The sequence below is a fragment of the Mesorhizobium sp. M0189 genome (genome assembly GCF_040322135.1).
GTDB lineage: Bacteria > Pseudomonadota > Alphaproteobacteria > Rhizobiales > Rhizobiaceae > Mesorhizobium.
Genome location: NZ_JAMYSW010000012.1, coordinates 127346 through 151310 on the forward strand (window position 1 = coordinate 127346; position 23965 = coordinate 151310).

Here is a 23965-nt window from a genome sequence, read left to right on the forward strand (position 1 = left end):
GTTGCATTTAGCTTTGTCCGTGATACGGTTCACTTATGAGTGAGGGGCAATCACAGGAGCAGCGCTGGCTGCTCCTGATCCATCAGCTGCCAAGCAAGCCCGCCTACTTCCGGGTGAAGATCTGGCGACGCTTGCAAGGCATCGGCGCAGTCGCAGTCAAAAGCACCGTTTACGCGCTGCCGGCCAATGCCGAGATGCAGGAGGATTTCGAATGGCTTCTCAAGGAGATCGTCGCTGGCGGCGGCGAGGCGATGATGTGCGAGGCGCGCCTCGTCGATGGTTTGTCCGACACCCAGGTCCGCGGGCTCTTCGACGCAGCCCGTGACGCCGACTATGCGGACATCGTCAAGGAAGCGCGCGATCTGGCCGCAGCGATCAAGACCGACGCGACATCGGAAAAACATGCGGAAGCGCGTCCGCAACTCGGCCGCTTGCGCAAGCGGCTCGCCGACGTCGTGACGATCGATTTTTTCGGCGCCAGCGGGCGCCTTGCTGTCGAGGGACTGATCGCCGAGCTCGAGGCACAGCTTATAGAGGACAACGCCATGACCAAGGAACCGAAGAAGGCGGCCGAGCCGGGTGAACTCCAGGGCCGGACCTGGGTCACGCGCCGGGACGTGCATGTCGACCGCATCGCCTGCAGCTGGCTGATCCGTCGCTTCATCGATGCCGATGCAACAATCCGCTTCGTCGCTGGCAAGGGATACGTGCCAAAGGAGGGCGAATTGCGCTTCGACATGTTCGAGGGCGAAATCACCCATGAGGGTGACCGCTGCAGCTTCGAGGTGCTGCTGGCCCGCGCCGGCATTACGGATGCGGCTTTGCAGGCGATCGCCGAGGTCGTCCACGATATTGATCTCAAGGACGCCAAGTTCAATCGCGAGGAAACTACCGGCATCGCCAGCCTGATAGCCGGGATCGCCATGGCGAATGCCCGTGACGAGCAACGGATCGCCGAGGGCGCTTCGGTATTCGACAACCTCTATCGATATTTCCGCTCGAAGCGCGGCTGATCCGAGGAACTAACCATGGCCAATGCAGAGAGCACCGTGACAGCACCGAACCGACCAGACGACACGCCCGGTCATGGCATTTCGTTCGCTGAGGCCACGCGGGTGTGGGCGCGTGTGGCCGCTCTCAGCTTCGGCGGTCCGGCCGGTCAGATCGCCATGATGCACCGCATCATCGTCGAGGAAAAACGCTGGATCGGCGAGACCAGGTTCCTGCATGCGCTCAATTACTGCACGCTGCTGCCCGGACCGGAGGCACAACAGCTTGCCATCTACATCGGCTGGCTCATGCACAAGACCAGAGGCGGCCTCGTCGCCGGTATCCTGTTCGTGCTGCCTGGTGCGATCGCCATCATGGCGTTGAGCTGGATCTATGCAATCTTGGGCAATGTCGGCGCAGTTCAGGCCCTCTTCTTCGGCTTGAAGGCGGCGGTCCTTGCCATCGTGCTCGAAGCGGTGTTGCGGATCGGCAGACGGGCGCTCAAGAACAATGCCATGATCGGGCTTGCGGCGGCGGCCTTCATTGCTCTGTTCTTCTTCCACGCGCCATTCCCGCTGGTCATCCTGGCTGCGGGTGTGATCGGTTACGTCGGGGGACGGGCAGGGTGGGCTGCATTCCAGTCGGGCAACGGACATGGCAAAGTCGGCGGCAAGCAGGTTGCCGACGCTGATACGGCGCTTGGCGAAGGGGTGCCTGTGCATACCCGGCCATCCGTCAGCTGGTCGCTGAAGATCGCAGCGGTATGTCTGCTGCTGTGGTTCGTGCCGGTCCTGGCACTTCTGGTGTTTCTTGGGCAAGGCAATGTCTTCACCGACATCGCGATCTTCTTCTCGAAAATGGCGATGGTCACCTTCGGCGGCGCCTATGCAGTGCTCGCCTATGTCGCTCAGCAAGGTGTCGAGCACTACGGGTGGCTCAAGCCAGGAGAAATGCTGGACGGCCTCGGCATGGCCGAGACCACGCCCGGTCCGCTGATCATGGTCACCCAGTTCGTCGGTTTCATGGGCGCGTACCGGGCGCCAGGAATGCTCAGCCCGCTGGTCGCCGGAACACTCGGCGGTCTGCTGACGACGTGGGTAACCTTCGTTCCGTGCTTCCTGTGGATATTCCTCGGCGCGCCGTTCATGGAGACGATGCGCAGCAACAAGGCCCTGTCGGCAGCGCTGTCTGCCATCACGGCGGCGGTGGTCGGTGTGATCCTGAACCTGGCGATATGGTTCGCGCTTCATGTGCTGTTCCGCGAACTGCGTGAGGTCAGCTGGCTGGGCACGACGGTTGATGTGCCAGTATTCAGCTCCGTCAACCTGCCGTCGCTGGTGCTGACAGTCGGTGCGCTGCTGGCTGTGTTTCGTTTCAAGATCGGTATGATCCCCGTGCTCGCGACATGCTCTGTCCTGGGCGTGCTTTATGGCGTTGCCACGGGATCGATTTAAGCAGTGCCATAGGCGCAACCACTCTGCGGCAGGAGGCATCCCGTGACAGCCCAGACGCCGACGAATGCTTCGCGCCAACCAGCGGTCAAACAGAGGTTTTCGCTGCTGCCTGCCGGTGCCAGGCCGGCAGCTGCCCTTCTGTTGACGTCCAGGGGATTGAGGGCATTCGGCGACGGACTCGTCAGTCTTCTGCTTCCCGCCTATTTGGCCACTCTTGGTTTCAGCCCTTTCAAGATCGGGGTTCTCGCCACAGCGACGCTCGCTGGTTCAGCGGCGCTCACTTTGACCGTCGGGTTTGTCGCACACTCTCTCGCCGCTCCCTGCTGATCGCAGCTGCCGTCCTGATGGTCGTTACGGGGAGCGCCTTCGCGTTGGTTCAGGATTTCTGGCCGCTGCTCCTTGTCGCATTCGTGGGAACGTTGAACCCATCCTCGGGCGACGTCAGTGTGTTTCTGCCGCTGGAGCATGCGCAACTTGCCCATAGTGTGACGGACCGCGACCGCACCGCGCTCTTTGCGCGCTACAGCCTTGTCGGCTCGCTTGTAGGGGCGGTCGGTGCTCTTGCGGCCGGAGCCCCCGACATTCTCCGCCAGGTTGTCGGCCTGGACATCAAGCAAGCTCTCCAGATCGCCTTCCTGCTTTATGCCTTTCTGGGACTCGGAGCGCTGCTCCTTTATCGGAAACTGCCGGATGAGCCGCTCGATGCGAGTGCGGTACCGGCGGAACCGCTACGCAAATCTCGAACCATCGTCCTCACGCTCGCTGCACTTTTCAGCCTTGACGCTTTTGCGGGCGGTTTCGTGGTCCAGTCGTTGATGGCTCTTTGGCTTTTCCAACGGTTCGGGCTATCGCTCGCTGCGACGGGCGCAATCTTCTTTTTGACGGGTATCCTTTCGGCTGGGTCGTATCTGGTGGCCGTGCAAATCTCTAAACGGATCGGGCTGGTGAACACGATGGTGTTCACACACCTGCCATCCAGTCTTTGCCTTTTGCTCATCCCCTTCATGCCGAGCCTCGGTCCCGTTATCGTGCTTCTGCTGATCAGGAGCGCTTTGTCGCAGATGGATGTGCCGACCCGCACCTCTTACGTCCTGGCTGTGGTATCGCCTGGTGAGCGGGCGGCAGCCGCGAGTGTCACCGCTGTCCCGCGCAGCCTCGCGGCAGCCGTCAGCCCGATGCTTGCCGGCTCGCTGCTCGCAATGTCCGGCTTCGGTTGGCCGTTGCTCATCGCCGGCGCCTTGAAGATTGTCTACGACATCCTTCTGCTTGCAATGTTCCGCAAGGTTCGTCCGCCGGAGGAACGACGAGATGGGCCGTAGCAGCCCGCAGCATGCCCGAGCCAACATGAGCGGCACGCGCCACGTCATTCTGCAGGTCGAGGCCTTGGCGACCGCTTGACCAGCGTACCAATGGCTCCATCTATTCGTACCGGTGCTCGCTCTTCAGCGAGAGGTGTGACTGATATGTCGAAAGCTCTCTTCGCTTTTGCGTTCGCAGGCGTCTGCCTGATATCGACGCCGGTGTATGCCGACAATGTCGATCTGGGGCTAGAAGCTTTTCACCAAACCTGTCTTGTCCATGGCCCCGACTTCGAGCGAACCGCCGCTGTGGCGAAGACGCGTGGATGGACACCGCTATCCGGTGACGCAGCGCTTGCTCCAATCGATGACGTGGAGGCCTTTCAAGGGTGGGCGGTGACTGGCAACGATCTACCTGCCGGAACCATAATCGCGGTGACCAAGGCAACCTTGGAAGGCAAGGCCGTGCAGACCTGTTCAGTCAGGCTGTTCGACATCGACCGCGCGACATTCGAGCAACGCTTCTTCGCCCGGACGGACGCCGAAAAAATCAGCGAGGACCGGAATGGAGATCAGGTCTCCAAACTTTACATATTGATTGCAGGCAATCGAAAACAGCTTGTCCATTTGACATCGCCGGTCGACATGGGGCGATCGGAGATCATTGCAAGCTCGATAGCCGACGACTAGTCAGGCGCCGATGCCTTTTCCCGCCATTCTCTGGAACAGGTCGTCTGCCTGTGCCGGTGAAAGGTTCATGTCGGTGGTGACCCACCAGGCGAGGACCGCAAGAAATGCGCCGGCGATGAACTGAATGGCGAATTCGGCAGGCATGCCGTGATCGCCGATCCGTTTCTCGATTAGTTCGTCCCGGACGGCTCGCCGGATACGCTCACGCAATTCGTCGTGGATCGTATCGCCGCTGCTTGCAAGCAATGCGTGGTGAAGCGGTCGGAAGTCATGTGCGTGCTCGAACATGGGCAGGCTGAACTCGAACAGACGGCTATCTGTTTCTTGACTTGCCGCCTCGCGCCTGCGGCCGATCGACCGCAGATGCGCCTCGATGGTCGCGCTGCGCAGAGCATCCTTGTCGGGATAGTGGGTATAGAAGGTCGACCTGCCAACATTGGCCCTCTGGCAAATGTCATCGACGGTGATGGCAGCATATCCCTGCTCCGGGATCAGGGCGATGAGCGCGTCCTGCAGCAGGCCGCGCGTCCGCGCGACGCGTCGATCGATCGTGTTCCGCTCGCCCGCACGTTCGATTTTCATGGCCATGGCTCTCTGCAGTGCCCGGTTTGGGACATTCGGCGGTCCAATGTCCGGCAACAGCATTTCCAGACATTGTGTCCATTATGATACGCCAAGTCCAGGAGCTCAAATCGGGTTTGGGCACGCCGCAATGAAGCAGAAGGTGGCCAGACATGCACTCATCTGATCATCACTCCGGTAACGGACCGCATTCGCGCAAGAGGGTGATTGCGTTGGCCCTGCTTGCCAAGCTGTCGCTGGTCGCCGGCTTCCTCGTCCTCGCCAAATTGGGCATGGGCTATATTCAGGCCGGCGCCTGGACGGCGGCATTCCACGGTCTCGTCCTTGCGGTGATCGCGGGATTGGCGCTGTGGGGCAGCTTGCGTCACAGGGGGCTCGTTGGCAATGGTGCGCACGGCGCGAGCGACAGGGGCATCGGCATCGTCCTGCACCGGGCGGCGGCTTATGATTTGCTTGCGCGCGCTCTGACCTTCGGCCGCGAGGGCCGCTTTCGCGAGCTCATGCTTCGCCCGGCAAAGCTCCAGCCCGGCGAAGCGATGCTCGATGTCGCCTGCGGCACTGGAACCCTTGCCATTGCCGCGAAGCGGCTGGTCGGTTCGGACGGAAGCGTCACCGGCGTCGATGCGTCGGCCGAAATGATCGAGCGGGCGCGCGCCAAGGCCGAGCGGTCCGCTCTCGATCTGACTTTCGTCAACGGGACGGCGCAGGAGCTTCCCTTCAAGGACGCGCAATTCGACATCGTCGTCGGCACGCTGATGCTGCATCACCTGTCGAAGCCGGTTCGATCGGCCTTCATCCGCGAGGCGGCACGCGTCCTGAAGCCAGCAGGCAGGCTGTTGCTCATCGATTTCGGCAGGCCGGTGCGCAAGTCTGGATTGCCCAGGCTCCACAAGCATGGTCATGTCGATATGCAGTCGGTCGCCTCGCTGTTGACCGAGAGCGGATTCCAGGTCAGCGATATCGGCGCCGTCGGAACCAAGAACCTGAATTACATTCGCGCGACGACGAACAAGGACCAACCAGGCCAGGCGTCGCGGTGATCATGCTCAGACGCTAGCTGCACGACGATCTGTTCTGGTATGTCCCATTTCGGCCTGCTTGCAATGGCAGGTGTACCTGATCCGGAATCGACGAGCGAAATGTGAGCGAAAAATGCAGCTGACGGGCATAGTATCAGGCGCGGCGCTGTTGCTCGCTTCCGCCGCGGCGGCGAACGCCCATCCGCATGTGTTTGCCGAAGCGATGCTGGACCTGACCGTTGGTTCAGACCACACGGTCAAATCGCTTCGGCATCTCTGGCGTTTCGACGACCTCTTTTCCAGCACTGTGCTGATGGAATTCGACAAGAATTCCGACCTTGTCCTTGATGCCAAGGAACTCGATGAAGTCGCTCTCACCGTCCATGCATCGTTGGCCGAGTATAATTACTTTCAGATGGTGACCTTGAACGGCAAGGACGTGACAATGGCGCCACCGCCGAATTTCAGCGTCAGCTATGAAAAAGATCAACTCGTCGTCCAGTTCGAAACGCAGCCGAAGGACCCTTTGGCCCTAGCTGGAAAAGTCAGCATCGGCGTATACGATCCGACCTTCTACACGGCGATCGATTTTACCGACGACGACAAGATTGCTGTGGCTGGCCTGCCTGAAGGCTGCTCACGCGCGGTCGTGCGTCCAGATCCGGACACGGCCTTCGCGCAGAACCAGAAGAGCCTGACAGACGCGTTCTTCAGTGACCCGACGGGGACTGATCTCGGCAAGATTTTCGCGACACGCCTCGAACTGACCTGCGGCTGAAGCGGAGCCGGTTCGATGGCCATGTTCCAGATGCTGGTCGAGTTCCAGCGCACGATCTACCTGGCGCTTGCCGAGCAGATCAAACTGCTTTCGGCCGGCGGCGATTGGCTGGCCTTCACGGCCTTTCTGCCCATGGGCATTCTGTTCGGTGCGGCGCACGCGCTGACGCCGGGCCATAGCAAGGCGGTCCTGGCCACGTATCTGGCGGGTTCGGACGCAAAGGTTTCTCGAGGCCTCCTCGTATCGACAACCCTATCGATCACCCATGTGACAACAGCGGTTCTGATTGCGGTCCTTTCCTTGCCGCTTGTCTCAATCGCCCTAGGGAGTGTTGGCCGCGCTCCTCTGCTGGAAGACATCAGCCGCGGACTGCTTGGGTTGATCGGCCTATGGATGCTGTGGCGGGCACTCAGCCATGGGCATCATCACAAGCATGAAGGCGAAGCCGTCGGAGTCATGGCCGGACTGATTCCCTGTCCGCTCACGCTGTTCGTCATGACGTTTGCTATCGCGCGCGGCGTGCCGGCGGCCGGCATCCTGTTCGCCGGCACGATGATGATTGGCGTGGCGATCACGCTGTCAGCCGTCGCAATTCTCTCGATCCTACTGCGCGAACGCCTAGTGTGGTTTGTCGAAGGCAGGTCGCGTCTGTTCGAAGCGATCACCCGCTCTATCGAGGGCTTGGCTGGCGCTGCCCTGATCGCCCTCGCGATCCACGAAATCTTGCTTCGATGATTTGACGAAGACACGACTGTCGGTGCAGGAGCGCTGCACCCTGTCGAACTCCGCTGTAGCGATTTCTGTCCTCCGTGGGTGGCGGAGAGTGTCAACGCTGTGCGGGGATGCGCGGCGCCGCGGGGAGAAAGTCGTCACCCGCCAGCAACTGGCTGCTCAGGCGTCGAGGTCGTCGATCGCGTAGCGGACATATTTGCCCAACTTATGGAAGGACGGGCCGCCGCTCAGCGATCGATAGCATTCCAGAGTGTGGGCCTCCAAAGCGAGATAGCGAGCCGCCGCTTCGGTATCGACGAACCAGATCGACCCTGCGCATCCACGAATTGCGCGCGACAGAGGATGTCCGGCGCCGGCCAGCGTTGCTGTGTTGGCTTATTCGAAACGGGAGGACTCCTGCTCACCGTCTGCGCGCCTGGTTCCGGGAGGCACTGCCCGGTTCTGGCCGTTACGATGGCGGAACGGCCTGTAATTTCCGAGCTTGGTGCGTGAGGAGTATTTGCCGTCGACAAGACCGAGCGGCTTCTGATCTGCCGCCTGGGTCAGCGCTTCAGCGGGCTCGGGGGCGATGGTGGGGGGCGCGATAATTGGCTCGGGAATGAGCGTTGGGGCTGGGACTGCTGGCGCGCCACCGATCAGGGTCAGACGCCTCTGCGCCACGGCCTCGGCGGCCGCCCTTATTGGGTCATCCTCGGTGTGGACGTAGCGCATGAACATGGTGACAGTCTTATGCGCGGTGAGCGCCATGCCGACCTTCACCGGCACGCCGGAGTTGGCGATGTCGGTTGCCGAGCGGTGTCGGATGCCGTGCGTGCCGATGTGCGGCAGGCCGGCCCGCTCAAGGATGCGCTTCCAGCCGTGATAGTAGGTGTGCTTCGACATCGGGAGGTTTGGATCGAAGATTGATGGGCAGACGAAGGGCGAGGCCTCGAAGCGTGGGGCCGTCCCGAACAGCCGGGCCGCCTCCGCGCTCATCGGCTTGGACATAACGCCGGTCTTGCTATCCGGCCATTCGATGCGCCGGTTGTCGAGATCGACCCAAGCCCATTCGAGTTGCCGGATCTCCGACATGCGCGCGGCGAACTCAAATTGGAGCCGGACTGCGAGGAGGATGAAGGGATGCTCCAGGCCCTCGGTTTCGGCCTTGTCGAGGTAGGCGTAGAGGAGCTTCAGTTCCGTATCGGTGATCAGCCTTGTCTTTCCCCGTTCCGGGAACTTGGGAACATGTCGGCATGGGTTCGACCCGTCGGGCCGCATTCCCCAGACCTCGGCCATGTTGAACATCTTTCGGACGGCCGCGAGGACGCGGTTCGCGTTTGTCGGGGCCCTCGACATTTTCTTCATGAGGTTAGCGATGTCGGCCCGCGTAACGTCGGGCACCTTTATCTGGCCGAGGTGCGGGACGATGTAGAGCTTCCCATAGCCCCGGTTGGATTTGACGGTCGAGGGCTTGTTTCGGCTTTCCGAGTAGTCGTCGATAAACCGGTCGAAGAGTTCCTTGACTGTCGGTGCCTTTCGCATGGCGGAGCGTTCGGCGCTCGGGTCCTTGCCCTTGCGGACGTCGGCGAGCCAGTTCTGGGCAATCGTTCGAGCCTGTTCCACGGTGATTTCGCCAAAGCGCCCGATCGCCGGCTTGCGCCGCTGCCCATTGGATGCGACGTAGGCCACCATGAATACCTTGCGTCCGGTTGGGGTGACCTTCAGCAAAAACCCAGGTATGACTGTGTCGCGAAGTTCGTAGGGTTCCTGGTCAGCCATCGCGGCATCGACGATTGTCTTGTTGAGCTTGATTTTGGGCATGCCTAACCTCCGTTGAAGTCGATTTCAGGTGCAGAATAGGTGCAGCCAGAAATCAAACCGTGGCGTATATCCGGTTAGGTATGGATGATTGGACGAGCCGAAAAAGCTAGTGTCTACAATCGGTTATCGTACAATTGGATACCGCCGGATAAACTTAGGATAGGGCATATCCGGCCTCTCAAAATCGAGTTCCGCAAGGAGTGCTGGTTCGATCCCGGCTAGGGGCACCATTTCTTAAATTCCCACGCCACTTCTTATTAAACCCAAGGGCGTCGGTGGGATCGTCCACGACGCCCTCGACGGCATCGAATGGTTGCGTCTTGCCTGTTGCCGCAAGCTGCCCAAGCTTCCGCTGAACGGTGCGCGGACTAGACCCAAGCGCAATTGGGCGTTCCTCACCACCGCAATCGGGCGTGCTGCGGTCCCCGCCATCACGAGGGATGCGCCGCCAACTCCGCGGTCAGCTGGTATAGCCGAACCGGACATTCCGTGGATTGAGGCGCCGGTCTTGCTCGGCTATGCACATGGCATGACAACGACCGACGATATTGTCAGGCCTCTTTCCCTTACCGTGGGTCTTATTGCCCGCTTCTGGCCGCAACTGCTGCTTCTCGGCGCCATCGGCTATGTAGCGCGCGACCTCCTGCTCAACGCGGCAGTCACGGTGGGCCTCGTCAATCCCCTCGGCGGGATGGTTGTGCTTTCGCTGGTGGTGCTGACGAAGCTTCTGGTCATCGTGGCGATGTTCGTCGCCCTGCGTCCGGGACTGCCGGCACTCGCCTCGCTTCGCCAAATGTCGGCAAGCGGTGCGAAACAGGAGAAAACGTCCCAGCCCGCCGACCACTTGCTGGCGGTGACCGCGGCCGCCATCTTGCCCTTCTTCGCCTATTACGCCGCATGGGGATTCCTCGGCGACAGTGTGCGAGAATATTCGCGGCTGGCGCTCGAACGCATTCCGCTGGGAGAAAGCGCCGACATATTCGGCCTGCTGCGCTCCAGCGGCCTCATTGCGTCGATTGTCGGCTGCTGGTTGGTCCGCTGGTTCGCGAAGCGCATGAACAAAGGCGCGCGCAGGCCTTACTGGCGGCTGCTCGTCGTGGCGGCGGATGCAAGCTGGATTTTTATCGGGCTCTATGCGCTCGATATCTGGAAGGACGAGTTCATCACCTGGATCGGGGCTAGTGCGTTGCGCAGCGAACTCAGCATGGGCGCAGGATCGCTTGTCCTGTCGATCGCCGCTCACGCTGCCGAAGGCTTCACGCCGGTCGAGTTCAGGCAGCCCGGCATCCTGGAACAGGCGCAAAGCCTGTTCTTCTATGCGCTTCTGCCAATGGTCTGGCTGGTCATGGCGGCGATCATCAACGGCTACGAGCTGACGGCCGCTTCGGCAGCGGCCGCGCCGCCGCCGTCGCGCGGGTCCACCTGGCGCAAATGGTTGAGCGACTTCATCACGCATTTCCTCGGCGGCTACCGCTCGCGCTATGCGCCGATTTGGGCCTGTCTCAAGCTCACGCTCGGCGCAGGACTCGCGACGCTGCTCACCTTCGTCGTCGCCTACCGGCTGATCGGCTGGCTTTGCGCCTGGCTGTGGTTTGGCGCGACGCGGACGCTCGGCGCGCCAGACCTCGATACATGGCAGGTCGTCTTCAGCTTCGCCAGCGTGTTCATCGGCAGTCCGAGCGATCTTGACGGCGGCATAGTGCTCGACGCCTTGAGGATCGCGCTGCTGGCGGCGGTGCTTGAATTTGCGGTGGCGGCGCAACGGCAGCCGCTGAGGGTCGCTACCTGAAGAGCAGATGGCGCGGCCTGGCGTTCGCCAGCGTGACCGACAGCGCAAGGCCGCTTGCCGTCGCCGGAATGACGAAAGTCTCGGCCATGCGCGCCGTGCCGTGCGTGCCGGCGCCCTGGAAGGCCAGCCCGCCGCAGCGGGGCTTGTCGGCTGCCTCGGGCTGCATCTTGCGCACGACGGGCCGGGTCAGGAAGGCAGGCAGCCAGCGGCGGCCTTCGGCGTCTGTGAGCACAACGGCGCAGGGGCTTTCTGCAAGGAGACCAGGATCCTCGATCCTCGCCTCGAATTCGGCCAGCACGACGGCTTCATCTGCCGAGCCGCCGGGCAGGCGCGACAGCGTTGTCAGCCGCCATTCGGCCCCGGCGTAGCGCTGCGACTCACCCCTGTCGACCGCGATCGGGTCGCGGTCGCTACCGGATCGCCATGCCTCCAGGCTTTCCCAGGAATGCACCAGCACTGCAACCGGCAGAGCGAAGCCCAGCCCAGCAAGGCTCAGCCAGTAGCGGCGTCTCTCGGCACGGGAAATGGCCTCCGCCATCACTCGGTCTCCAGCGTCCAAGGCATCGGGCCATCGCTCCGGCGGATCGTCACGGCGCCAGGGATGTCGCCCACCGCAAGTTCGGTGATTGCCACCCGGACCTCTTCACCCAGCGGTGTGAATGCCGATGGCGCGACCAGCACGGTTCCGCCCGCAAGTTCGTTTTCCGGGACTTCGAAAGCCATGAGCACGGGCTTTGGCAGTCCCGGCTCCAGCCGCTCTGCCGGCAGCATTGCCGGCATGGTGGAAATGCGCTGGCTGAGAGAATAGCGCAACCCGCTCGGGCCGAGCCATTCGGCGGAGGTCAGGGTCAGGCTCTCGCGTTTTGCTTCGGCGGCGGCCTCGACCAGGACCCAGACCCCGGAAGTGGTGTAGGTCCGGGTCTGGCCAAAGCGCTCGATCCTTACGGTACGCGCGAGATGCACGTCGCCGACGGCCAGCGCGAAGGCGCGTGCGTCGGTGCGCTTACCCTGCTCGCCAGCAATCGAGACGGGCGAGGTGATGTTGCTGTAGAGCGGGGTAGTCCGCTGCATTGCGTAGAGGATCGCCGCCGCGAAGATGATTGCGCCGGTTTCCTTGAGACCTGTTCTCATTGCCCCGGCCCGACGACCATTTCGGTCTTTACCGGCAATGCCACGATCGCGACCGGATCGCGATCGAACCAGCCCGAGCCGCCGTAGAGATTGTCACGCCGCTTGTAGATCTGGCTGCCCACCACGAGACGCAGATCCTGCGGCAGCGGCTGCGCCTTCGGCCACTCCCAGGCGGCGATCATGTGTTCCGGTATGCCGGGATGGACGCCGCTTGCGATCCATTTGTCGCGTGCAAGATAGAAGGCCGGCGCCTGCACGTCCGTGATCGGCGGGTCGATGTCAAACATGGACGCGAAGGCGTTGCTGGTCGCCGCCGAGCGGTTGTCGAGGTCGAATTCGACCATCAAAAAGGTCTTCGGCTGGGACGGCTCGGTTACCGTCGGCGGAACCGAGCCGGTTCGGGCACCGCGAAACGTAATAACCCAGCGCCCGGTGTCGATGGGCTCGCCGGCTGCGACCGTTGGAGTTGGCCGCGAGTTGGATGCTTCATACACCGTCATTGCGAATGACGCGGCGGCCGCCGCGAGGCCACCAAGGCCGGCGACGAGAAACGCAAAAAGACGCTGCCGCAAAGTCGATCGCTGTCCGACGGACATGTTTCCTCCCGCGGACTATCCACCAGACCCGAGCCACAGATGCAACCTGGAGAGGTGAGCTATGCGGTAACATTTATGGCACAATTCGAAACAGCTTCGTCTTGGATCGTGCTGCGGGCCGGACCCGCCGCCGTGCCTAGCGGAGGGCCGCCACGACGTCGGCGAAATCGGCCCGCTTGCCATTGTCGGCGCGGCGCAATTGCACCTCGACGGGCCTGCCGTCGGATTGGTCGCAGTAGAAGATGGGTCCGGGCCGCACCCATTTGTCGCCCCACTCGGTCAGCGCGATGATGACCGTTTTGAATTCCAGCCCCTTTCGGGTCAGGACGTATTCGGCCTGCTCGCCGGCGGCACCCGGACGACGGTCCATCAGGCCGGCCTCGACGAAATCCTCGAGGCGCTTGGCCAGGATGTTGGTGGCAATCCCCAGGCTCTTCTGGAATTGCGAAAAGCGCGTGTAGCCGCCGAACATCGCGTCGCGCAGGATCAACAGGCTCCAGCGCTCGCCGACCAGCTCCAGGGCGCGTGAGGCCGAGCAGTTCTGTTTTTCATAAAGACGACCAAGCATGGCGTGAACATACCCTGTTGACTTGCATCATGCAAGTATGCATTGTGCTTGCATGATGCAAGCGATGGAGCTCGAGAGAGCGTCGCTCACTTCATCGCCCGAGACTTGGGTGCCCATCAACCGTCGGATCCAGACAGGAGATATGTCATGAAAAAGGATGAAGATTACACGACGTCATTTGTCGTTGAGCAAAGCCCGGAAGAGGTTTTTGCGGCGGTTGTCAATCCGCGCGCCTGGTGGTCCGAAGACATCGACGGCGATACCAACAAGCTCGGTGCGATATTCTACTATCACTTCAAGGATATCCACCGCGGCACCTTCAAGGTTACGGAGCTTGTGCCCGGCAAGAAGGTCGTCTGGCACGTCGTCCAGAACTACTTCAACTTCGTCAAGGATGCGACCGAGTGGACCGGCACGGACGTGGTCTTCGAGATCGCGCCGACCGACAAGGGTACCGAGCTGCGCTTCACCCATGTCGGGCTGAAGCCGAGTGAAGAATGCTACGACGTCTGCCATGACTCCTGGCGCTTCTATGTCGCGAGTCTTCGCGACCTGATTTCGACGGGCAAGGGGCAGCCCAACAAGGGCGAAGAGAACGCCAATCCAACGGTCGTGCCGCAAAACGAGAACATCGGCCTCGAGCGCAAGACAGCGAGCGATGGCGCCGAGATGATCGTCATGACGACGGCAGCGGCGAAGCCCGGCATCGAGAGCAAGGTGCGGAATGCCCTGCGGGACGTAGCAGGGGCGGCCCGCAGGCAAAGCGGATGCATCGACTACAGCGTCTTTCGCTCGGAGGCGGAGCCCCATGTTACGATCTGCGTCGAGCGCTGGATATCGAAGCAGGAGCGCGACGCTTTTCTACGCTCGGCGGACGCGAAGAATTTCGTCTCGGCCATAACCGGCGCCTTCCTGGAGCGCCCATCGCCGATCTCCTACACGACATTGGAAGTCGGGTCCTGATTGCAAGGGTTCGCCCGGCGACGGTGCCGGTGCCGGCTGCCCTGGAGCAACGCAAAGGGGGACGGCATCCAAGCATGGAACAGAAACCTATAACCTACTTGCATGATGCAAGAACGAATGGCTTGCATTCATGCAAGTAGGAGGAGAGATCGCCGTGCCAAAATCGATGGAAGTCACAGACAAGGCCGTTCTGGTAACCGGGGCCAACCGCGGCCTCGGCAAGGCGCTGGTCGAGGAAATATTGAGGCGGGGTGCCAAGCGCGTCTATGCTGGCGCGCGCAAACCGCTCGCCCACGCGGATCAGCGTATCACGCCGCTGATCCTGGACGTGACCGATACGGCGCAGATTGGGGCGGCTGTCGAGCGGATCGGGTCCCTCGATATCCTCATCAACAATGCTGGCATCGGGCTCTACGACGACCTCGGCGATCGTGCTGCGCTCGAGCGACACCTCGCCGTCAACCTGCTCGGCGTGCACGGCGTAACCCACGCATTGCTGCCGCTGCTCACGCGTTCGCGCGGCGCCGTGGTCAACATCCTGTCGGAAGCGGCCCTCGTTCCCTTCCCGATTATTCCGTCCTACTCGCTGTCGAAGGCCGCCGCGTTCTCCATGACGCAATCGCTACGTGCTCTCGCCGGCGCTCGTGGCGTGAGCGTTCATGCGGTCCTGTCTGGTCCCATAGACACCGACATGAGCAGAGACGCCGACATACCGAAGAGCTCCGCGGAGAGCGTCGCGAAAGGTATCCTGGACGGCATGGCGCGAGGGGAGGAGGAAATTTTCCCCGATCCAAAATCGGCATCAATGGCCGAGAGTTGGCGCGGCAGCGCGTTCAAGGCGCTCGAACGCCAGATGGCGGCTTTCGTCCAAGCCATGCCCGCCAAGTCATAGGCGACCGCGCTGCGAGCCCAACGGCCCCGCAGCGAATGCGCTATGGCGAAATTGCCCTAGGCTGCCGATGCGTCGCCGGTTCGATCCGGGCTGAGGGCACCATTTTCTTCCGGGAAACCTCGAGAGGTTACTTGGGCGTTATCCCAGGAGCGTCCTCTGGGATAACGTCTGAGATCCGGCAGCCCTTCCTGGCAAGCTGCGGATCGCAGCCCGAGCCGCTATCACATCGGCCCCGGCACCATCTTGGTCGGCTGCTCCGGCATCGGAAACGCATAATTGTCGCATTTCACGTCCGGGTTCGTCGGGCTGAACATTCCGAGCGGGTTCTCCTTGAACAGCCAGGCGTGAAGGTCGTAGTGGTGGAACTCCTTCGGGATGAGCGGATAATGCCCCTCCATAGGCCCCATGAATGTCTGGCCGAAGAGCTTCGGCGGCTCCTTGGTGTCCGGCGTCAAGGGCACGAGCCATTCCACACCGACCAGGCGCAATTCGCCGCCGACCGGCTCATAGATCAGCACATTGGGGCGCGTCGGATCCGCGGTCGGGCCGACAGTCGTGACGTTGACGAAATGGATGCCCATCGCGCCCTTCGGGTAGTCCATCGCTCCCTCTACCTTTTCGCCGCTGTAGAAGACGCATCCAACCGTCGACAGATAAAGCTCGCGAATGGCAACCTTGTAGTCTTCATACCTGGACAGCGATTTACGCAGGGCATCGATCTCGGCCTTGTCGGGTTCGGCGGCCCGAGGAGCGGCGGCGTTCAGACACGCGCCGACGAGACCTGCCAATGTGAGGATACCGAGACGCCTGAGGTGAGTTGTTTTCGTCATGCATTCCTCCCAGATTTTTCTTCTGGCCGTGCAGGACCGAGGCGGCAGTGATGCTGGACGCGCGGCCGTAATTGATCGCCTCATCCCTGTTGGGACTGCGTCGATGCTAATCCTTTCCGCTGATCGGGAGAATTAACCCTGACGACCTAGGCCGGAGCAGGTCGATGGTGCGGAGACGGTCGGCTGGGCCGGGTCCCCCTTTGGACCCGATGCGCTACCGTCGCCGCAGCAGGCTTCTCATCCGGTTGCGCAGCAGGCGCGCCATGTTGCGGGTCTCGCGGTAGAGGTGAAGCTGCGAGGCCGCCTGGCGGGCGGGGCGGTCGGCGTCCGGCGTCAGCCCGATCACCAGCGTGCCCATCGGCTTGCGTTCGCTCCACAGCCGGCTCATCACGGGGTGGTCGGGCACCGCGCAGGAATCGGTCATCATGATGTTGGGGTCGTCGAGATGCTGCCTGGTCACCTCGATCATCAGCAGCGTGCCCGGCGAATAGGCGGCGAGCGTCTCGTCATAGGCGGTCTTCCAGGTATAGGCGACGCCGGCCTCGACGAAGACGACCAGGCAGGCGATGGTGCGGCCGTCGAGCGTCAGCGAATGGATGCGGCAAAGATCCTGCTCGGCCAGCCGGTGCACCGCCTCGCGGGCGAAGGCGGCGCGGTAGCGGTCGATGGCCATGGCGGTGCGCTCGCGGCCTTTCCAGCCGGCGGCCTCCAATGTCAGGAAATTTTCGATGGCGTGGCGGATCTCGTCGGGCCCGCGCGCCACGACATGCTCCAGCCGGCCGAGGTCGGCGAGGCGGCGCTTCAGGCGGCGAAACTCGCGATAATGGTGGGCGCGCAGCGAAGCCTTCAGATACGCCTCGCCGTCGAGCTCGCTTTCGAGCACCGGGCGGTCGGCCTTGCCGGTGGTGACCAGCGTCAGGCCGCGCGTCTCGGCGACGCTGGCGAGCAGGCTCGCCACCGGACCATCCAGCCTTATGTCGGGCAGCACGAAGACCTTCGGCAGCTTGAGATGCGGCCTGGACAGCATCGAGAAGAAATCCTCGATGACGCCGATCGGATCGTCGCGATCGACCAGCGGCGTGCCGATCGGGCCGAACGGGCTCGACCAGGTGCGCATGACGGGAATCCCGAGCGGCACCATCGGCCGCTCGACCGAGAACGGCACCAGCAGGCGCAGCCGGTTGCGATACTGGTCGCCGTCGCGGATGACCGCCAGCCGCACCTCGCGGTCCTCGAGCCTCGGCATGGCCGGAGCCAGGAAGCGCGGATTGAAGAAGACGTTCGGCTCGATCGTGCGGGTGCAGAGATAGTCGAGCTCCTCGACCAGGTCGAAGCCGGCGGAGGCCGGATAGATGGCAAGCTTGCGCTCGGGCCGGTTGTTGGCGAGGATCTCGACATGGGCGGGATCGGCTTCGCGCGCAAGCCCGGCAAGGCCGGACACCATGGCGCCGGCCGGGCCGCCGCTGGTTTCCTCGAGCAAGGGGACGGCAGCCATCAGGCGGCTCCTTTGGCGGGCACGAAAATGACCATGGCGATGCCGAGCTTGCGCCAGACCGTGAAGGACAGCGCGCCGGCCTCGAAGATCATGGCGAAGACGGTGGCCATCGCTGCGCCCCACAGACCGAAGAGCGGGATCAGCACGACGCTGAGCGCGATGTTGAAGGCCAGCGTCATGGCGTAGACGGCGGCGCAGATGTTCTGGTTGCCGCTCATGGTGAGCAGGCTTTCGCAAGGGCCGACGGCGGCCCGGGCGACGACGCCGAACACCAAAAGGAACAGCAGCGGATAGCCGGCGGCAAATTCCGGGCCGAACAAGGTCAGCATCGGCTCGCCCAGGGCCAGCACCAGCAGCGCCATCGCCAGCGACGGCCAGAACGTCCACGACACGGTTTCGCGGGCGAAGGCGGCGAGCTTGTGCGGCTCGCCATGGGTGAACTGCGCATAGCGCTGGGCAACGCCGGCCTTGACAGCGAAATAGACGAAATGCACCAGCGCCAGCGTCTTGACGGTGGCGAAATAGACGGCGACGTCGTTGGGTTCGAGATAGGCGCCGACCATCAGCACGTCGGCATTGGTGAGCAGGAAGAAGAAGCTCTCGACCAGGAAGATCGGCAGCGAGACGATGAACCATTGGCCGAAATGCAGCTTCATCGGCCCGGCCGGGATCCGTCTGTCCATCCGCGAGGTGACGCCGATGAGCTGGCCGAGCGTGGTGGCGTAGGTGGCGGCGATTGCGGCAAAGATCGCCGTTTTGGCATCGGGCGCGTAGCCCGCCAGCAGCATCAGCGCCATGAACGCCAGAATCAGCAGCGGCCGCACCAGAAATGTCGGCGACAGCGCAAACAGCGCCCAGGAATTGGCCCGCGCCAGCCCTTGCAGAAGGTCGGACATGGCGATCATCGGCAGGCAGATGATGCCGAGGATGAACGGCATGACGTAATAGTTTTCGATATAGGACGACAGCAGCCAGACGCCGAGCGCGCCGAGACCGGCGATCACCGTCGAGGCAACCAGCACGAACAGCCGGCTGGCCTGCACGATGCCGCGCAATTCGGCCAGCATGCCGCGCTCGCGATATTCGGGAATGAAGCGGATGACCGAGGTGTGGAAGCCAAGGCAGGCGAGGTTGCCGACGATGACCATCGTTACCCAGACGAGGACGAAAATGCCGTATTCGAACGAGCCCATCCAGCGCGCCATCAAGACCTGGCTGACGAAGGCGATGACGGCGCTGACGATGCGGACCGAAAAGGCGATCAGCGACATGCGGCCGGCTTCGCCGCGCTCGCCGGCGCTGAACAGCACGGCATCGATCAGGCCAAGCAGCGGCCTTATGCGCAGCGCAAAGCGCTGCGGCAGGAACCGCCCGGCTGTCGTCGCCGCGGAAAAGCGCACCCCGATCACACTCCGTTTTCCGCTTCTTTTCTGGCTATGCGTGTAGCGAAAACACATTAAGAAACGGTTGGGTGGGTGTTCCTTCGCCCCGTTCACGGGGAGAAGGTGCCGGCAGGCGGATGAGGGGCGGCGCGCTGCTTCATATTCATCATTCGCGCAACCCTTCACCCTGCTCTTTAGTGTCTCAGTTTGAAATACGCGGAAACGCCTATCTCGTTTGCCCCATATGCGAAAACGCCTATATGCTTAGCGGAACGCATGGCAGCAACAATGGTCTACACTGTCATTTGGTATGGAAGGCAGGGCATCGTCGACAAGGTGATCTTCGACGACGAGAAGACCGCGAAAGATCATGCAACCTCCATGTTCCAAACCCGAAAGGGTGACGATGGAATCGTGTCCGTTGAAGTTCGTAAGGACAACGGCGCTGTCGTCTTTAGCCATGCGGAGAACTAAGAATGCCAACCGGACCTAAAGGCCAGGAAGGATGTTCTGGCACCACTTACCAGCTCACAAAGAAGCTCATCAAGATCGTTGCCGAGGTTATCAGCCATGGGCGTTATGTCGCCTTCCAGATGCGGAGGTCGCTATCCCGAGGCAACTCTTCACCGACATCCTGCGGCTGATCGCGGAACTCCGGCCATCGCCCCATCCATCACCGGCGTGACCGGCCCGGTTGTCATGCGTTTCAGCAAAACAAGGGGAGAACTATGCCTTGAAGAAAGCGAAATCGACATCCTCGGCCGGCAGCGGGCAGACATCACGGCTTTGGCGGATCACCAACGCCATTTTTGCCGGGGTCTGATCTTGCAACTGGTGCCAGTTTGCGCAAACCTCAGTCTCAACAGAACGGTAATCCGGTGGATGCCTGATTACCTGAATCTGGGAGGGGCGAAGTGTTAGGCGAGCCCATTACCGTTCTGATGGTCAATGAGTATCCTGACTACATTGATGCACAAGTGTGGGCTGCTGAGCTGAAAACCCGTGTGCCGCAGCTGGAGTTCAGGCTTTGGCCAGACGCCGGGAACAAAAGTGACATAGACATTGTGCTGATCGACAAGGGCGCCAGTCCTGGCTTTTTTGATGCCATGACGGGGCTAAGCGCCGTCGTCTATTTGGGAGCCGGTGTCGAGGGTATTGATCTTCAGAGCTTTCCCAAGAGTGTTCCGCTCATCAGGCTCGCAACGCGTGAGCAGGCTTCGGAAGTGGTGCAGTACATCGTCCTTCGCGTTCTCTGCCAGCAACGGCATGTTGCGGATTACATGAGTCTACAAGCCCGCAAGTTGTGGAATCCGATCGCGCCGCGGAAGATCTCCGAGACAAGAATAGTTGTGCTTGGTGCGGGCCGGATCGGTGGCTGGGCCGCAAAGCTGTTTGCGGACTTTGGCTACGACACAGCAGTCTGGTCTCGTCATCAAAAGACGCTTCCTGGCATACACAGTTACTTTGGCCGTGCCCAGCTTGCGGGCGCACTCACAAGTCGGGACTACGTTATCTGTTCACTTCCCCTGACTGGTGAGACTCGTGGGATACTGAACTTGAGTGCCTTTGGAAAAATGAAGCGAGGTGCCTACCTTGTGAATGTCGGCAGGGGCGCGCATGTCAACGAAGCCGACCTGATCCGCGCTCTCGACGAAGGTCAGCTTTCTGGTGCTTGTCTTGACGTGTTTGAGCGTGAACCGCTGGAGGCTTCATCGCCGTTGTGGACTCATCCCAAGGTGACCGTCACACCTCATGTCGCGAGCTTCTGGGTGGATTCTGGAATCGACCAGGCCGCCGATCTCTGCGGTCAAGTCGCCAGAGGAGAGCCTCTGTCCAACAAGATCGACCTCGAACGGGGTTATTGAATCAAAGTAGTGTCTTTACCCACTTTAGCAGGTTCCGATCTTCATGAAGCGCGGACATCAGCGCGTGCGTCACCCGGCTATTAGATTTCAAACTCAAACACCACCGCCGGTCGAGATACAGAAAATTCGAAATGCGTATTTTGGTGTCGGCGGGACACCGCCCCCCTCTGGCCTGCCGGCCATCTCCCCCTCAGGTGGGGAGATTGGCTAGTCGCAGACGTCCGTGCCGCCCCGCCTTAGGGCACCTTCTCCCCATCACGGGGAGAAGGAAAGCGCAGCCTTACGCAAACGCCCCATGACAGTGCTTGTACTTCTTGCCCGACCCGCACGGGCAGGCCTCGTTGCGGCCGACCTTGCCCCAGGTTGCCGGGTTCTTCGGGTCGCGGTCTTCGGGGGCGACGATGGCGTTGCTTTCCTGGCGGACCAGCACGGCCGTCTCGCCGCCGTCGAAATCGTCTTCGCCGGTGCTGCCGTCGATATGGCTGCCGAACATGTCAGGGGCCTCGGGCGGCGGCGCGTCCGCCGCCTGGCGGACCAGCTCGACGCGCATCAATTGCGCGGTGACGGCCTGGCGCAGATTGCCCAGCATCGCCTGGAACAGCTCGAACGCCTCGCCCTTGTACTCCTGCAGCGGATCGCGCTGGGCATAGCCGCGGAAGCCGACGACCGAGCGCAGATGGTCGAGATTGACGATGTGCTCGCGCCACAGATGGTCGAGCGTCTGCAGCACCACGGAGCGCTCGACATAGGTCATCACGTCGGGGCCGAAGCGCTCGGCGCGCTCCTTGGCGGCGGCTTCGGCAGCCTGGCTGACGCGCTCGCGGATGTCGTCCTCGGCAATGCCTTCTTCTTTGACCCAGTCCTCGACCGGCAGATCGAGATTGAGGAATTCGGCGATCTCGGCCTTGAGCCCGGCGACGTTCCACTGCTCGGCATAGGCGTTTTCGGGAATGTTCTTGGCGACGATCTCCTCGATGACGCCTTCGCGCATCTCGGTGATGGTCTCGGACAAGCCTTCGCCGTCCATCAGCTCGATGCGCTGCTCGAACACCACCTTGCGCTGGTCGTTCGAGACGTCGTCATATTTCAACAGGTTCTTGCGGATGTCGAAGTTGCGCGCCTCGACCTTCTTCTGCGCCTTTTCCAGCGCCTTGTTGATCCACGGATGGATGATTGCCTCGTCTTCCTTGAGGCCGAGTTTCTGCAGCATGCCGTCCATGCGCTCGGAGCCGAAGATGCGCATCAGGTCGTCCTGCAGCGACAGGAAGAATTTCGAGCGGCCGGGATCGCCTTGGCGGCCCGAGCGGCCGCGCAACTGGTTGTCGATGCGGCGCGATTCATGGCGTTCGGTGGCGAGCACATAAAGACCGCCGGCGGCGAGTGCCTTTTCCTTCAGCCGGGCGATGTCGTCGCGGATGTCCTTTTCCCTGGCCTCGCGCTCGGGGCCGGCCGGCATGTCGCCAAGCTCCTCGGCAATGCGCATGTCGGCATTGCCGCCGAGCTGGATGTCGGTGCCGCGGCCGGCCATGTTGGTGGCGATGGTGATGGCGCCCGGTTTGCCCGCCTGGGCGACGATCGCCGCCTCGCGCTCGTGGTGGCGGGCGTTCAGCACCTCGAAATCCTTGAAACCTTCCTTGCGCAGGCGTTCAGCCAGTTGCTCCGACTTCTCGATGGAAGTCGTGCCGACCAGCGTCGGCTGGCCCTTGGCGCGGGCTTCCTTGATCTCCTTGACGATCGCCTTGTATTTCTCCTCTACCGTCCGGTAGACCTCGTCGTCCTCGTCAATGCGGATGACCGGCAGGTTGGTCGGGATCTCGGTGACGTCGAGATTGTAGATGTTGGCGAATTCCTCGGCCTCGGTCAGCGCCGTGCCGGTCATGCCGGCCAGCTTCTTGTAGAGGCGGAAATAGTTCTGAAAGGTGACCGAGGCGAGCGTCTGGTTCTCCGGCTGGATCGCCACATGCTCCTTGGCCTCGAGCGCCTGGTGCAGGCCTTCCGAATAGCGGCGGCCGGGCATCATGCGGCCGGTGAACTCGTCGATGATGACGATCTCGCCGTTGCGGACAATATAGTCCTTGTCCCTCTGGAACAGCCGGTGCGCCTTCAGCGCGTTGTTGACGTGATGGACGATGGCGACATTCTCGACGTCGTAGAGCGACTCGCCCTTGAGCAGGCCGGCATCGCGCAGCATGTTCTCCAGCTTCTCGGTGCCTTCTTCGGTGAAGATCGAGGTCTTCTGCTTCTCGTCGATCTCGTAGTCCTGCGGCTGCAGCTGGATGATGAAGGTGTCGATGGTGTTGTACATTTCCGAACGGTCCTCGAGCGGACCGGAAATGATCAGCGGCGTGCGGGCTTCGTCGACCAGGATGGAATCGACTTCGTCGACGATGGCGTAGCTGTGACCGCGCTGCACCATCTGGGCGCGCTCGTATTTCATGTTGTCGCGCAGATAGTCGAAGCCGAGCTCGTTGTTTGTGGCGTAGGTGACGTCGGCGGCGTAGGCGACGCGGCGCTCCTCGTCGGACAGGCCGTGGACGATGACGCCGACCTTGAGGCCGAGGAATTTGTAGACGCGGCCCATCCATTCGGAGTCGCGCGTGGCCAGGTAATCGTTGACGGTGACGACATGGACGCCATTGCCGGCGAGCGCGTTAAGGTAGACCGGCAGCGTCGCCACCAGCGTCTTGCCTTCGCCGGTGCGCATCTCGGCGATGCCGCCATTGTGCAGCACCATGCCGCCGATCAGCTGCACGTCGAACGGCCGCATGCCGAGCACGCGGCGGGCGGCCTCGCGCACGGTAGCGAAGGCCGGCACCAGAAGGTCGTCGAGGCTGGCGCCGTTGGCGATGTCCTGGCGGAATTTGTCGGTGCGGGCCTGAAGCTCGGCGTCGGAAAGCGCCCGCATCTCGTTTTCCATGGCATTGATCGCCTCGACGCGCGGCCGGGTCGATTTGACCCGACGATCGTTGGAGGAGCCGAAAACCTTACGGGCGAGACCGCCGAGACTGACCATCCAATGGCCCTTTCGATAGCATTCCAAGTCATTGCGACGGGCGCCGGCCGGCCCCCATCAAATCCGCGTGAACGCGGACAAACGCAAAAAGCGCCCGG

General features: G+C 62.0%; 21 protein-coding genes and 1 pseudogene. 12 read left to right on the forward strand and 10 right to left on the reverse strand.

Annotated features, from left to right (window positions below; genetic code table 11):
* Positions 1 to 35 precede the first annotated feature (35 nt).
* The 4 genes and pseudogenes from NKJ09_RS21385 to NKJ09_RS21400 all read left to right on the forward strand — a co-directional run bounded on the left by NKJ09_RS21385 (position 36) and on the right by NKJ09_RS21400 (position 4432).
* On the forward strand, positions 36 to 1013 hold the full coding sequence (locus tag NKJ09_RS21385) for a chromate resistance protein ChrB domain-containing protein (protein WP_352763461.1): 978 nt from the start codon (positions 36 to 38) through the stop codon (positions 1011 to 1013).
* Between the two features lie 15 nt (positions 1014 to 1028).
* On the forward strand, positions 1029 to 2444 hold the full coding sequence (gene chrA / locus NKJ09_RS21390) for a chromate efflux transporter (protein ID WP_352763463.1): 1416 nt from the start codon (positions 1029 to 1031) through the stop codon (positions 2442 to 2444).
* Positions 2445 to 2546: 102 nt separating this feature from the next.
* Positions 2547 to 3763, forward strand: a pseudogene (locus NKJ09_RS21395) (MFS transporter).
* A 144-nt stretch (positions 3764 to 3907) separates the two neighbouring features.
* Entirely contained in the window at positions 3908 to 4432 is a 525-nt protein-coding gene (locus NKJ09_RS21400; protein WP_352763464.1) for a hypothetical protein, read from the forward strand.
* On the opposite strand, the gene NKJ09_RS21405 is transcribed toward NKJ09_RS21400, so the two are convergent.
* The gene (locus NKJ09_RS21405; RefSeq protein ID WP_352763466.1) at positions 4433 to 5020 is read right to left on the reverse strand and encodes a TetR/AcrR family transcriptional regulator; all 588 of its coding nucleotides are present in this window, start codon (positions 5018 to 5020) and stop codon (positions 4433 to 4435) included.
* Positions 5021 to 5166: 146 nt separating this feature from the next.
* Here NKJ09_RS21405 and NKJ09_RS21410 point away from each other — a divergent pair, with 146 nt between their 5' ends.
* The 3 genes from NKJ09_RS21410 (at position 5167) to NKJ09_RS21420 (ending at position 7546) form a co-directional block, all read left to right on the forward strand.
* Positions 5167 to 6054 carry a class I SAM-dependent methyltransferase gene (locus tag NKJ09_RS21410; RefSeq protein WP_352763469.1) on the forward strand — a complete coding sequence of 296 codons (888 nt, stop codon included), beginning with the start codon at positions 5167 to 5169 and terminating at the stop codon, positions 6052 to 6054.
* 112 nt (positions 6055 to 6166) lie between these two features.
* Entirely contained in the window at positions 6167 to 6811 is a 645-nt protein-coding gene (locus NKJ09_RS21415; protein ID WP_352763471.1) for a DUF1007 family protein, read from the forward strand.
* A 21-nt stretch (positions 6812 to 6832) separates the two neighbouring features.
* Positions 6833 to 7546 (forward strand): HoxN/HupN/NixA family nickel/cobalt transporter, encoded by a 714-nt coding sequence (locus tag NKJ09_RS21420; RefSeq protein ID WP_352634314.1) that lies wholly within the window; start codon positions 6833 to 6835, stop codon positions 7544 to 7546.
* A gap of 372 nt (positions 7547 to 7918) precedes the next feature.
* Here the strand turns inward: NKJ09_RS21420 and NKJ09_RS21425 are convergent, their stop codons facing one another.
* Positions 7919 to 9343 (reverse strand): tyrosine-type recombinase/integrase, encoded by a 1425-nt coding sequence (locus NKJ09_RS21425; protein WP_352763473.1) that lies wholly within the window; start codon positions 9341 to 9343, stop codon positions 7919 to 7921.
* A 529-nt stretch (positions 9344 to 9872) separates the two neighbouring features.
* On the opposite strand from NKJ09_RS21425, the gene NKJ09_RS21430 reads away from it, so the two are divergent.
* The gene (locus tag NKJ09_RS21430) at positions 9873 to 11132 is read left to right on the forward strand and encodes a hypothetical protein (RefSeq protein ID WP_352483533.1); all 1260 of its coding nucleotides are present in this window, start codon (positions 9873 to 9875) and stop codon (positions 11130 to 11132) included.
* Here the strand turns inward: NKJ09_RS21430 and NKJ09_RS21435 are convergent.
* The 4 genes from NKJ09_RS21435 to NKJ09_RS21450 all read right to left on the reverse strand — a co-directional run bounded on the left by NKJ09_RS21435 (position 11125) and on the right by NKJ09_RS21450 (position 13427).
* Positions 11125 to 11670 carry a hypothetical protein gene (locus NKJ09_RS21435; protein ID WP_023721059.1) on the reverse strand — a complete coding sequence of 182 codons (546 nt, stop codon included), beginning with the start codon at positions 11668 to 11670 and terminating at the stop codon, positions 11125 to 11127. The two genes, NKJ09_RS21430 and NKJ09_RS21435, sit on opposite strands and share 8 nt — an antisense overlap.
* On the reverse strand, positions 11670 to 12263 hold the full coding sequence (locus tag NKJ09_RS21440) for a hypothetical protein (protein WP_023721058.1): 594 nt from the start codon (positions 12261 to 12263) through the stop codon (positions 11670 to 11672). Before NKJ09_RS21440 ends, NKJ09_RS21435 begins: the two co-directional genes overlap by 1 nt.
* Entirely contained in the window at positions 12260 to 12859 is a 600-nt protein-coding gene (locus NKJ09_RS21445; RefSeq protein ID WP_352483534.1) for a hypothetical protein, read from the reverse strand. The genes NKJ09_RS21440 and NKJ09_RS21445 overlap by 4 nt, the downstream gene beginning before the upstream one ends.
* A gap of 136 nt (positions 12860 to 12995) precedes the next feature.
* Entirely contained in the window at positions 12996 to 13427 is a 432-nt protein-coding gene (locus tag NKJ09_RS21450; RefSeq protein WP_023721056.1) for a winged helix-turn-helix transcriptional regulator, read from the reverse strand.
* A gap of 147 nt (positions 13428 to 13574) precedes the next feature.
* Here NKJ09_RS21450 and NKJ09_RS21455 point away from each other — a divergent pair, with 147 nt between their 5' ends.
* A complete protein-coding gene (locus NKJ09_RS21455) occupies positions 13575 to 14390 on the forward strand; it encodes an antibiotic biosynthesis monooxygenase (protein WP_352495604.1) in 816 nt (271 codons plus the stop codon).
* Positions 14391 to 14544: 154 nt separating this feature from the next.
* Complete coding sequence (locus tag NKJ09_RS21460) at positions 14545 to 15282, forward strand: SDR family NAD(P)-dependent oxidoreductase (protein ID WP_352495603.1); 738 nt, start codon at positions 14545 to 14547, stop codon at positions 15280 to 15282.
* Positions 15283 to 15503: 221 nt separating this feature from the next.
* Here NKJ09_RS21460 and NKJ09_RS21465 read toward each other — a convergent pair whose 3' ends face one another.
* The 3 genes from NKJ09_RS21465 to NKJ09_RS21475 form a co-directional block, all read right to left on the reverse strand.
* Positions 15504 to 16112 (reverse strand): hypothetical protein, encoded by a 609-nt coding sequence (locus NKJ09_RS21465; RefSeq protein WP_023721053.1) that lies wholly within the window; start codon positions 16110 to 16112, stop codon positions 15504 to 15506.
* Between the two features lie 214 nt (positions 16113 to 16326).
* Complete coding sequence (locus NKJ09_RS21470; protein ID WP_023721052.1) at positions 16327 to 17607, reverse strand: GNAT family N-acetyltransferase; 1281 nt, start codon at positions 17605 to 17607, stop codon at positions 16327 to 16329.
* A complete protein-coding gene (locus tag NKJ09_RS21475) occupies positions 17607 to 19007 on the reverse strand; it encodes a lipopolysaccharide biosynthesis protein (RefSeq protein ID WP_352483566.1) in 1401 nt (466 codons plus the stop codon). Before NKJ09_RS21475 ends, NKJ09_RS21470 begins: the two co-directional genes overlap by 1 nt.
* Positions 19008 to 19265: 258 nt before the next feature.
* Between NKJ09_RS21475 and NKJ09_RS21480 the strand changes: the two genes are divergently transcribed.
* Together NKJ09_RS21480 and NKJ09_RS21485 are read left to right on the forward strand one after the other, a co-directional pair.
* Positions 19266 to 19463 carry a hypothetical protein gene (locus NKJ09_RS21480; protein ID WP_023721050.1) on the forward strand — a complete coding sequence of 66 codons (198 nt, stop codon included), beginning with the start codon at positions 19266 to 19268 and terminating at the stop codon, positions 19461 to 19463.
* 440 nt (positions 19464 to 19903) lie between these two features.
* Positions 19904 to 20854 carry a 2-hydroxyacid dehydrogenase gene (locus NKJ09_RS21485; protein WP_156948167.1) on the forward strand — a complete coding sequence of 317 codons (951 nt, stop codon included), beginning with the start codon at positions 19904 to 19906 and terminating at the stop codon, positions 20852 to 20854.
* Between the two features lie 280 nt (positions 20855 to 21134).
* Here the strand turns inward: NKJ09_RS21485 and secA are convergent, their stop codons facing one another.
* Positions 21135 to 23867, reverse strand: a complete 2733-nt coding sequence (gene secA / locus NKJ09_RS21490; RefSeq protein ID WP_023721048.1) for a preprotein translocase subunit SecA — start codon at positions 23865 to 23867, stop codon at positions 21135 to 21137.
* Positions 23868 to 23965 lie beyond the last annotated feature (98 nt).

What these genes read in the sequence shown, in the direction of transcription:
- NKJ09_RS21385 (WP_352763461.1), top strand. Translation starts at nt 36, where the DNA reads ATGAGTGAGGGGCAATCACAGGAGCAGCGCTGGCTGCTCCTGATCCAT.
- chrA (WP_352763463.1), top strand. Translation starts at nt 1,029, where the DNA reads ATGGCCAATGCAGAGAGCACCGTGACAGCACCGAACCGACCAGACGAC.
- NKJ09_RS21400 (WP_352763464.1), top strand. Translation starts at nt 3,908, where the DNA reads ATGTCGAAAGCTCTCTTCGCTTTTGCGTTCGCAGGCGTCTGCCTGATA.
- NKJ09_RS21405 (WP_352763466.1), bottom strand. Translation starts at nt 5,020, where the DNA reads ATGGCCATGAAAATCGAACGTGCGGGCGAGCGGAACACGATCGATCGA.
- NKJ09_RS21410 (WP_352763469.1), top strand. Translation starts at nt 5,167, where the DNA reads ATGCACTCATCTGATCATCACTCCGGTAACGGACCGCATTCGCGCAAG.
- NKJ09_RS21415 (WP_352763471.1), top strand. Translation starts at nt 6,167, where the DNA reads ATGCAGCTGACGGGCATAGTATCAGGCGCGGCGCTGTTGCTCGCTTCC.
- NKJ09_RS21420 (WP_352634314.1), top strand. Translation starts at nt 6,833, where the DNA reads ATGTTCCAGATGCTGGTCGAGTTCCAGCGCACGATCTACCTGGCGCTT.
- NKJ09_RS21425 (WP_352763473.1), bottom strand. Translation starts at nt 9,343, where the DNA reads ATGCCCAAAATCAAGCTCAACAAGACAATCGTCGATGCCGCGATGGCT.
- NKJ09_RS21430 (WP_352483533.1), top strand. Translation starts at nt 9,873, where the DNA reads ATGACAACGACCGACGATATTGTCAGGCCTCTTTCCCTTACCGTGGGT.
- NKJ09_RS21435 (WP_023721059.1), bottom strand. Translation starts at nt 11,670, where the DNA reads ATGGCGGAGGCCATTTCCCGTGCCGAGAGACGCCGCTACTGGCTGAGC.
- NKJ09_RS21440 (WP_023721058.1), bottom strand. Translation starts at nt 12,263, where the DNA reads ATGAGAACAGGTCTCAAGGAAACCGGCGCAATCATCTTCGCGGCGGCG.
- NKJ09_RS21445 (WP_352483534.1), bottom strand. Translation starts at nt 12,859, where the DNA reads ATGTCCGTCGGACAGCGATCGACTTTGCGGCAGCGTCTTTTTGCGTTT.
- NKJ09_RS21450 (WP_023721056.1), bottom strand. Translation starts at nt 13,427, where the DNA reads ATGCTTGGTCGTCTTTATGAAAAACAGAACTGCTCGGCCTCACGCGCC.
- NKJ09_RS21455 (WP_352495604.1), top strand. Translation starts at nt 13,575, where the DNA reads ATGAAAAAGGATGAAGATTACACGACGTCATTTGTCGTTGAGCAAAGC.
- NKJ09_RS21465 (WP_023721053.1), bottom strand. Translation starts at nt 16,112, where the DNA reads ATGACGAAAACAACTCACCTCAGGCGTCTCGGTATCCTCACATTGGCA.
- NKJ09_RS21470 (WP_023721052.1), bottom strand. Translation starts at nt 17,607, where the DNA reads ATGGCTGCCGTCCCCTTGCTCGAGGAAACCAGCGGCGGCCCGGCCGGC.
- NKJ09_RS21480 (WP_023721050.1), top strand. Translation starts at nt 19,266, where the DNA reads ATGGCAGCAACAATGGTCTACACTGTCATTTGGTATGGAAGGCAGGGC.
- secA (WP_023721048.1), bottom strand. Translation starts at nt 23,867, where the DNA reads ATGGTCAGTCTCGGCGGTCTCGCCCGTAAGGTTTTCGGCTCCTCCAAC.